Annotated in this window: 8 protein-coding genes and 1 pseudogene; 4 read left to right on the top strand and 5 right to left on the bottom strand. The window is 64.8% G+C overall.

What is annotated here, in order from left to right; translation table 11 throughout:
* The 3 genes and pseudogenes from JHD07_RS25430 to JHD07_RS25420 form a co-directional block, all read right to left on the bottom strand.
* A pseudogene (locus JHD07_RS25430) lies at positions 1-623 on the bottom strand (polysaccharide deacetylase family protein); the annotation flags it as partial.
* Positions 624-1,037 (bottom strand): DUF3830 family protein, encoded by a 414-nt coding sequence (locus tag JHD07_RS25425; protein ID WP_014493672.1) that lies wholly within the window; start codon positions 1,035-1,037, stop codon positions 624-626.
* A 1,149-nt stretch (positions 1,038-2,186) separates the two neighbouring features.
* On the bottom strand, positions 2,187-2,621 hold the full coding sequence (locus tag JHD07_RS25420; RefSeq protein ID WP_291627036.1) for a hypothetical protein: 435 nt from the start codon (positions 2,619-2,621) through the stop codon (positions 2,187-2,189).
* Between the two features lie 292 nt (positions 2,622-2,913).
* Between JHD07_RS25420 and JHD07_RS25415 the strand changes: the two genes are divergently transcribed.
* Positions 2,914-3,165, top strand: a complete 252-nt coding sequence (locus tag JHD07_RS25415; protein WP_291627034.1) for a DUF2798 domain-containing protein — start codon at positions 2,914-2,916, stop codon at positions 3,163-3,165.
* 5 nt (positions 3,166-3,170) lie between these two features.
* On the opposite strand, the gene JHD07_RS25410 is transcribed toward JHD07_RS25415, so the two are convergent.
* Together JHD07_RS25410 and JHD07_RS25405 are read right to left on the bottom strand one after the other, a co-directional pair.
* On the bottom strand, positions 3,171-4,958 hold the full coding sequence (locus JHD07_RS25410) for a chloride channel protein (protein WP_291627032.1): 1,788 nt from the start codon (positions 4,956-4,958) through the stop codon (positions 3,171-3,173).
* Between the two features lie 12 nt (positions 4,959-4,970).
* On the bottom strand, positions 4,971-5,624 hold the full coding sequence (locus tag JHD07_RS25405; RefSeq protein WP_291627030.1) for an L-fuculose-phosphate aldolase: 654 nt from the start codon (positions 5,622-5,624) through the stop codon (positions 4,971-4,973).
* Between the two features lie 311 nt (positions 5,625-5,935).
* Between JHD07_RS25405 and JHD07_RS25400 the strand changes: the two genes are divergently transcribed.
* The 3 genes from JHD07_RS25400 to JHD07_RS25390 all read left to right on the top strand — a co-directional run bounded on the left by JHD07_RS25400 (position 5,936) and on the right by JHD07_RS25390 (position 7,368).
* Positions 5,936-6,142: a hypothetical protein gene (locus tag JHD07_RS25400; RefSeq protein WP_197949780.1), complete on the top strand. Its 207-nt coding sequence runs from the start codon at positions 5,936-5,938 to the stop codon at positions 6,140-6,142.
* Positions 6,143-6,246: 104 nt separating this feature from the next.
* On the top strand, positions 6,247-6,828 hold the full coding sequence (locus JHD07_RS25395) for a ferritin-like domain-containing protein (protein WP_291627025.1): 582 nt from the start codon (positions 6,247-6,249) through the stop codon (positions 6,826-6,828).
* A 156-nt stretch (positions 6,829-6,984) separates the two neighbouring features.
* Positions 6,985-7,368: an Hsp20/alpha crystallin family protein gene (locus JHD07_RS25390; RefSeq protein WP_024342525.1), complete on the top strand. Its 384-nt coding sequence runs from the start codon at positions 6,985-6,987 to the stop codon at positions 7,366-7,368.
* Positions 7,369-7,417: the final 49 nt, after the last annotated feature.

The raw sequence follows: 7,417 nt of genomic DNA, 5'->3' as shown, positions 1-7,417 counted from the left end.
ATGATGAGCTGCTTGCCGCTTGCTCCCTTCACCCAATAGGGCAAATCGTCGGCATAGGAGTCGCAGAGATAAAGGAAGCCGCCCTCCTCCATCAGCAGCCGGTTGGTGTTGATCGAGGAGCGCCCGGTGTACCAGCCGAGCGGCCGCGAGCCCGTCGCCTCGGTATGCACGCGGATGGACTCGGCGATCTCGGCGCGCTCCTGGGTCTCGGTCATGTCCTTGTGCTCGATCCATTTCAGGCTGTGGCTGGCGATATCCCAGCCCGCCTCCTTCATGGCCGCCACGATCTCGGGATTGCGCTTGAGCGCGGTGGCGACGCCGAACACGGTGGTCGGCCAGTTGCGCGCGGTGAACATCCGCCACAGCCGCCAGAAGCCGGCACGCGAGCCGTATTCGAACATGGATTCGATATTGGCATGGCGCTGGCCGGGCCAGGGCTGCGCGCCGAGCACGTCGGACAGGAACGCTTCCGAGGCGCGGTCGCCGTGCAGGATGTTGTTCTCGCCGCCTTCCTCGAAATTGATGACGAACTGCACCGCGACCCGTGCGTTGCCGGGCCACTGCGGATGCGGCGGGTTGCGGCCGTAACCGCGGAGATCGCGGGGGAAGCGGGGCTCCGTCACTCAGACTTCCTCGAAGCGGATCGGCAGCGCGCCCTTCCACAGCACGCTCTTGCCCAGCGTCGCCAGGTTCTCCAGCCCCGACGTCAGCGTGATGAAATGGTTGCCGGCGAGCTGGCCCATCTTGCTCGCGAAATGCACGCCGCCATAGGCCAGGAGAATCTCGGTCTCGCTGATGCCGCCGGGATAGAGGATGATCTGGCCGGGCGCGGGATAGGAGGTGTGGTTCTCATAGCCGACGCCGAAATCGAGATCGCCCAGCGGCATCCACACGCCCTCGCCGCTCCAGCGCACATGGATGATGTGGCTTTCGAACGGCAGCGCCTTGCGGAAGGCGGCGACGGTTTTGGGCGCCAGTTGCTCCTCGAAGCGGGCATCGAAGGTGAAATCGCCGGCGCGGATAACGAGTTTGCTCATCTCATCTCTCTGGATCGGGGCCAATGGCCCACGGGTAACTTTCAAGCAAAGAGCACCCCCGACCGTTTCGCGCAAGTGGCGCGGCAGGCTCTCGCATGTTCTGGGCAGGCCCGGCATGTTGGACATGCCCGATCGGCTGCTCAGCGGCCCATTGAACCGGATTGCAGAAGGCGAGTCCACCAGCGCCGCTACAGTGCACATTCCAGTGGTGGTGCCTTGGGGTGGCAAAGGCGCGTCGCGCCGTGCCCACCACCTGTTCGATACGGGTACAGCAGCGTGGGCACGCTGCGCTTTGCCCACCCAACGAGATCGAGATTGGGGCACGCATTCAGCTCGCAGACACGCCTTCGCAGCCTCGCGGCGCAATTCGCCCGAGCTTTGCTTTATCGTCGCCCCTCTGAAAACCAAGAGGGCACAGGGAAGGCCGGGTGCTGACAACGCACCCGCGGTCTGCTGCGCGAAAACTGCGCAAAGGAGACCGCACAGCAGCATACAGGTGGTGCCGATCACTCGGCCTTCCCTGCGCGATGGTCGGACGGCTTATGCCGCGCTCTCCCGGGAGCCGAACTTTCCCTCTGGCCTCCCTCGCCCTCACGGAATTCACCGGCCGCCGCGCCGGTTGACGCGATTGCCGCCTCCGCAAGAGCTTGACCGTAGCAACGACGGCCAGGACCACACGGTTTTGCCGTACGCACGGCCCGCCATTTCGCCGCAGTTTTCCCGATGCCGTCGACAGCACCGGAAACTTACAGACGAGACGAAACCTAGCAGCGCCGTTCGTCCGCGCGCGGCCGCGAGCTCACCGGGGACTACCCTCCCTGCCCGCGCCTTTCGCGCCCGACGCTGCCGCGTCCACCGCAAGCCCGGCTCGCGAACATGACGACCTCACGATCGCCCCTCGAGAATGAGCCGGGATGAGCGACACATACGTCATTTCCGAATTTCGGTAAAGCGGAATATTTCCACAAGAAGATATTGACAGAGCCCGACACAGTCCGATCCCGTAGCCCAGATGAGCGAAGCGACATCCGGGCGCCTTGCGACCGAGCCCCCGGGTATCGCTGCGCTCACCCGGGCTACAAGGGTACCGACACAAAGAGGGCGGCACCTAGGACCGCCCTCTTGGCCGACTTAATATGTCAGGCCCGCTCAGTACGGCGCGTAGCCATAGCCGGGACCGTAATAACCGGGACCGCCGCCGTAGTAACCCGAACCGCCATAATAGCCCGGCCCGCCGTAATAGGGGCGCGGGCCATAGCCGTAATAATAGCGGTTCTCATAGTATTCGCGGCGGCGGCTCTCCGCGATCGCGCCTCCGATCAGACCCGCGGCCACGCCCATGAAGGCGAGGCCTGCGGCGTTCGCCCCGCGTCGATGATGATAGCGGCGCCGGGCTGCGCTGAAATCGGTGACGTCGCTCGCGGCCTGGCCGGCAACGGCCGGCTCGGCAGCCGGCTTGACGGCTGGTGCCCCGGCGGAAGCGGCCGCGGACGGGGATGCGGAGGCCGCGATCAGGGCGAGGCTCGCGCACGCGGCCAGCACCGTGTTGCGGCGGGCTGCGGAAATCATGGGTCCAGTATTCATTATCGACCTTCCTCTAATCTCGCCCAAAGGGACATAAGCAAACCAACTACAATGCGCAAATCACTGAAATGGTTTCATGTCGTGGCAATCTGCCGCGCTTTGAACGATTTTAAACCGAACGATCATGTCCAGCTTGAACCGTCCAACCTGAGCGGATAATGAACAGCCGCGCCGTTTTTCGGTCGCCGTAAGCGTTTCACGTGAACCAACGCATCAACCGACGCCGTCGGGATCGATGCCATTTTCCGGGTTTCAACGTGATCGACGCGTCCTTTTCTTCGAAAGAAATCAGATGATTGCGGTTCGTAAGCTGCCGGCACGCTATGCGCCGGTCGTGATGCCGTTTGTACTGTCCATCCTCATGACGGCGGTGGTGTCGATCATTTCGACGCTGCGGAGCCTCGGCGCAACGCCGGCGTTCCTGGCGACCTGGCCGGGCGCCTGGGCCTTGTCCTGGCTCGTCGCCTTTCCGACGCTGCTCGTGGTCCTGCCACTGGTCCGCAGGATCGTAGCCTGCGTCGTTGCGGCCCCACCCGCCCGATAGTGGGCCTAAGACAGCGCCCCCAGGACGCCCCTCGTCGCCTTGTCGATCTCCTCGACATAGCGGCGGCGGGCGAAGGTCTCGGTGAGGAAGCCAACCACCTTGCGGCTGTCGGTGGAATCGACCACCGCCAGCATCTCGGCCTCCGCCTCGTCGAACACGGCCATCGCCGACTTCACGTTCATTTCCGGGATCAGCACGATGTCGATCAGCCGGGCGAGCTCGATCACCTGAATGTCGTCGGCGATGCTGTCGAGGTCGCTGGAGAACAGATCGGGCAGCAGGACGAGGCCGATATATTCGTCTGCATTGTTGACGATGACGATGCCCGGCCGCGAGCCGAGCGCGAACTCGCGGCGCGCGGCGGCGATTGTCGTGGTCGAGGGCACCTTGCCGACGTCGGAGCGCATCAGGCGCTCGACGGTGAGGTTACGCAGCCAGCCGACGTCGTTGGCGCTGCGAATGGTCTCGCCGCGCAGATGCAGCCGCCAGGTCGAGAAGGAATGGCCGAACATGAAGCGCACGCAGATCGAGGTGACGATGCAGCCGGCCAGCACCACGGCGGTGACGTCGACATTGCGGGTCATCTCCAGCACCAGGAACGCCATGGTCAGGGGACCGCCGACGATGGCGACGCCGAGCGTCGCCATGCCGGTCAGCATCGCGACCAGCGGATCGATCGCGAAGTTCGGGCTGATCAGGAGCAGAACGGCAGCGAAGAACTTGCCGATCAGGCTGCCGACGAACAGCGAGGCGAAGAACAGGCCGCCGCGGAAGCCCGACGCGAGCGAGATCAGGCAGGCCGTCACCTTCAAGGCAATGATCAGCGCGATCAGTCCGATCGTCATATCGTGAAACAGATCGAGCACCATGGCGCCGTGGCCGGCCGCCAGCACCTGCGGCGTGATGATGGCAAACCCGCCGACGATGAGGCCGCCGAACACAGGCCGGATCCAGACCGGCAGCCAGACGAACAGGCGCTCGAACATCGGCGAGGAGCGCATCACGGCGATGCCGACGCCGCTGGTGATGAGCGCGAGCCCGATCAACGCCAGATATTGCTCGACGCCGACGGCGCTGACCTTCGGTATCTCCAGCGAGTAAGGCGCGCCGCCCAGCCATTGCGCGGTCAAGGCGCCCGCGAGCGAGGCGGCGAGGATCGGCGCGGCGCTGCCGACGGCATAGACGCCGACGATCAGCTCGCAGGCGTAGAAGGCGCCGGTGATCGGCGCTCCGAACGCGGCCGCGATCGCGGCGGCGGCGCCGCAGCCGACCATCAGGCGCAGATCGTTGCGGCGGAGATTGAAGAACTTGCCGATCAGCGAGGCCATGCCCGAACCGATCTGGGTGTAGCCCGCCTCGAGGCCGACGGAGGCGCCGCAGCCGTTCGAGATCAGGGTCTGGCCGGCGACCACCACGCTGTCGCGCATCGACAGATTGCCCCCGCGCAACGCGTTCGCCTCGATCGGATCGACCGCGTTCGATATCTTCATACGCCGCCGCGACCATTCCATGATGCCGAGCGAAAGCCCGCCGAGTGCAGGGGCGATCAATGCCGCCCACGGACTGACGCGTGCGTGGGCCGACAGGTGGACATCAACGGGAATGCCGTAGATCACGACATGCGCGATCTGGGCGATGTGGGCCATCAGCGTCACGACGGCACCCGCGAGCGTGCCGATCACGAGCGCCAGCGGGATCAGGTACAACTCGTTGCTGCGCAACAGGGCGCGCAGCCGAACCATGGTGCGGTTCGTCTTTCTGCGATCGAGAAGATGCCTGAGCCGCACGAACACCTTTGGCTCGCCCTACCCTTCCGACAGGCCGTAGCCCGCCATGCGTTGACGGACCCGCTCGATCTCCTCGCTCGGGAGCAGCGGCGGACGTCCGATCTGGAGGCAGCCGTGATATTGCCGCGCCAGCGTCTCGACCTCGACCGCCAGCCACATCGCCTTGTCCAGCGTCTTGCCGATCGCGATCATGCCGTGATGATCGAGCAGGCACGCAAGCCGGCCCTCCAGCGCCCGCACCGCATGTTCGGACAGCTCCGCCGTCCCGAACGTCGCGTAGGGCGCGCAGCGGATGCTGTCGCCGCCCGCCGCGGCGATCATGTAGTGTACCGGCGGGATCTCCATGCCCATGATCGCCAGGATGGTGCAATAGGTCGGGTGGGCATGCACGACAGCGTGGACGTCTGGCCGCGACTTCAGGATGTCGCGATGGAAGCGCCATTCGCTCGACGGCTTCTGGCCGGGCGCATGGGAGCCGCCCATGGCCATGAAGACGATCTGGTCCGGCGTCATGTTTTCATAGGGCACGCTGGTCGGCGTGACCAACAGGCCGTCCGCATAGCGGACACTGATGTTGCCCGAGGTGCCCTGGTTGATACCGAGCGCGTTCATGCGGCGGCAGGCGTCGATGATGGCTTGTCTTTTGGCGAGCTCGTCCGCTGTCATCGACATGTCGCTTTCCTGTCGAAGGGTCTGCTGGACCGGAAGTACGTCAAAGCAATATCGCAGTGCAAGCGAAAGCGTCCCATTTCCGCGGCCAGAGGAAGTTCGGCCGGTCGCTGCAGGATGCCAGCGGCGAGGTGACGATATGGCTGCGGGCCTCGAGCAAAGCTGGCGACTTCACCGCCCCGGGCGGCGAGCCGAAGGCGACGCCGGCACGCCGACCGCTGGCTTAGCGCATCACGAACCGGCCCGCATGGAACGAGGTTTCGGCCGCCGACTTAGCTCAGCATGACCGCAATGACCATCGGTGGAGACCAATCATGAGCGACAGCGGAGTGAGCATGCTCTTGGGCCACGCCTCGGCCCAGATGCTTTGGCTCTGGTTCATCGGCGCCTTCGTGCTCGGCGGGGCTCTCGTTTATGGGGTGATGAAGGCCGGCCATCTGCGCCGCAGCGAACGGGCACGGCTGGATCGGGCGACCGAAGAGCGCCAGCGCCAGGAAGATCCCTACAAGCGCCCGACCTGAGCGAGCACGGGTTGCAGTTTGGAACTTTTCGTTCTCCGGAGGTTTTGATCGCCGAGGATTGAAGGAAGGCGAGGCCTTCCCGTGTCGCCTCATGAGGAGGACGTATGGCTAAACGAGCGAACAAACGCACCACCAAGAAGACCCCGGCCAAGAAGGCCGCGGCGCGCCGCCCGCGTCAGGCGCCGAAGATGCTCAGCGACCTGTTCCTGGAGACGCTGAAGGACATCTATTTCGCCGAGAACAAGATCATCAAGACCTTGCCGAAGATGGCGAAGGCAGCCCAGTCGAAAGAGCTGGCAGCCGCTTTCAACAAGCATCTCCGCGAGACCCAGGGTCAGGTCAAGCGGCTGGACCAGATCTTCAAGATGCTGGGCAAGCCGGCACGCGGCAAGCCGTGCGAGGCCATCAACGGCATCACCGACGAAGGTGCCGAGATCATGAAGGACTTCAAGGGTGCGCCGGCACTCGATGCGGGCCTGCTCGCGGCCGCGCAGGCGGTCGAGCATTACGAGATCTCGCGCTACGGCACGCTGCGCACCTGGGCCGAGGAGCTCGGCATGCAGGACGCGGCAAGGCTGCTGCAGGAGACGCTGGACGAGGAAGAGGCGACCGACCACACGCTGACCGAGCTCGCGACCTCCGTGATCAACCTCGAGGCCGAAGAAGAGTACCGTGCGGCGGCCTGACCCCCGCCCAATCGACATATGACGCAACGCCGCGGCCCAGGCCGCGGCGTTTGCTTTTTTGGATCGCACGACGGTGCATGGCCCATCAGCGCCCTCGCACTGGATTTCCTCGGAACCGGCCCCATATGCAGGCTTTCCCACCCCTGAGCCTACATCATGCAACCCAAGAATCCCCTCGACTGGATGCTGTCCGAAGCCCTGGACTCGCTGACCCGCGCCGACCGGCTACGCCAGCAGTTCGGCCGTCAGGAAGCCTGCTGGGAGCCGCCGATCGACGTGCTCGAGACCGAGCGTGAGCTCCTGATCCTGGTGGCACTTCCCGGGGTCAACCCGGACAATGTCGAGACGGTCATCCATGACGGCGTTCTCGTCATCTCCGGCCAGCGCACCCTCCCGCCGGAGCTCCGCAACGCCCGCATCCACCGGCTCGAGCTGCCGCAGGGGCGTTTTGAGCGCCGCATTGCACTGCCCCTCGGCCGCTACGCCATCAGCCGCTTCGTGATGGACGGCTGCGTCGCGCTGCGCCTCGCCAAATCCTGAGGTCGATCATGGCCACCGAACAGATGAACAACGAACAAAGCAATAACGA

The organism is Bradyrhizobium sp., from assembly GCF_016462955.1.
Lineage (GTDB): Bacteria > Pseudomonadota > Alphaproteobacteria > Rhizobiales > Xanthobacteraceae > Bradyrhizobium.
This window is presented reverse-complemented; position numbering and strand designations above follow the sequence as displayed.

Coding starts and splice junctions, on each gene's coding strand:
- JHD07_RS25405 (WP_291627030.1), bottom strand. CDS start 5,624: ATGTCGATGACAGCGGACGAGCTCGCCAAAAGACAAGCCATCATCGAC.
- JHD07_RS25395 (WP_291627025.1), top strand. CDS start 6,247: ATGGCTAAACGAGCGAACAAACGCACCACCAAGAAGACCCCGGCCAAG.
- JHD07_RS25425 (WP_014493672.1), bottom strand. CDS start 1,037: ATGAGCAAACTCGTTATCCGCGCCGGCGATTTCACCTTCGATGCCCGC.
- JHD07_RS25390 (WP_024342525.1), top strand. CDS start 6,985: ATGCAACCCAAGAATCCCCTCGACTGGATGCTGTCCGAAGCCCTGGAC.
- JHD07_RS25400 (WP_197949780.1), top strand. CDS start 5,936: ATGAGCGACAGCGGAGTGAGCATGCTCTTGGGCCACGCCTCGGCCCAG.
- JHD07_RS25420 (WP_291627036.1), bottom strand. CDS start 2,621: ATGAATACTGGACCCATGATTTCCGCAGCCCGCCGCAACACGGTGCTG.
- JHD07_RS25415 (WP_291627034.1), top strand. CDS start 2,914: ATGATTGCGGTTCGTAAGCTGCCGGCACGCTATGCGCCGGTCGTGATG.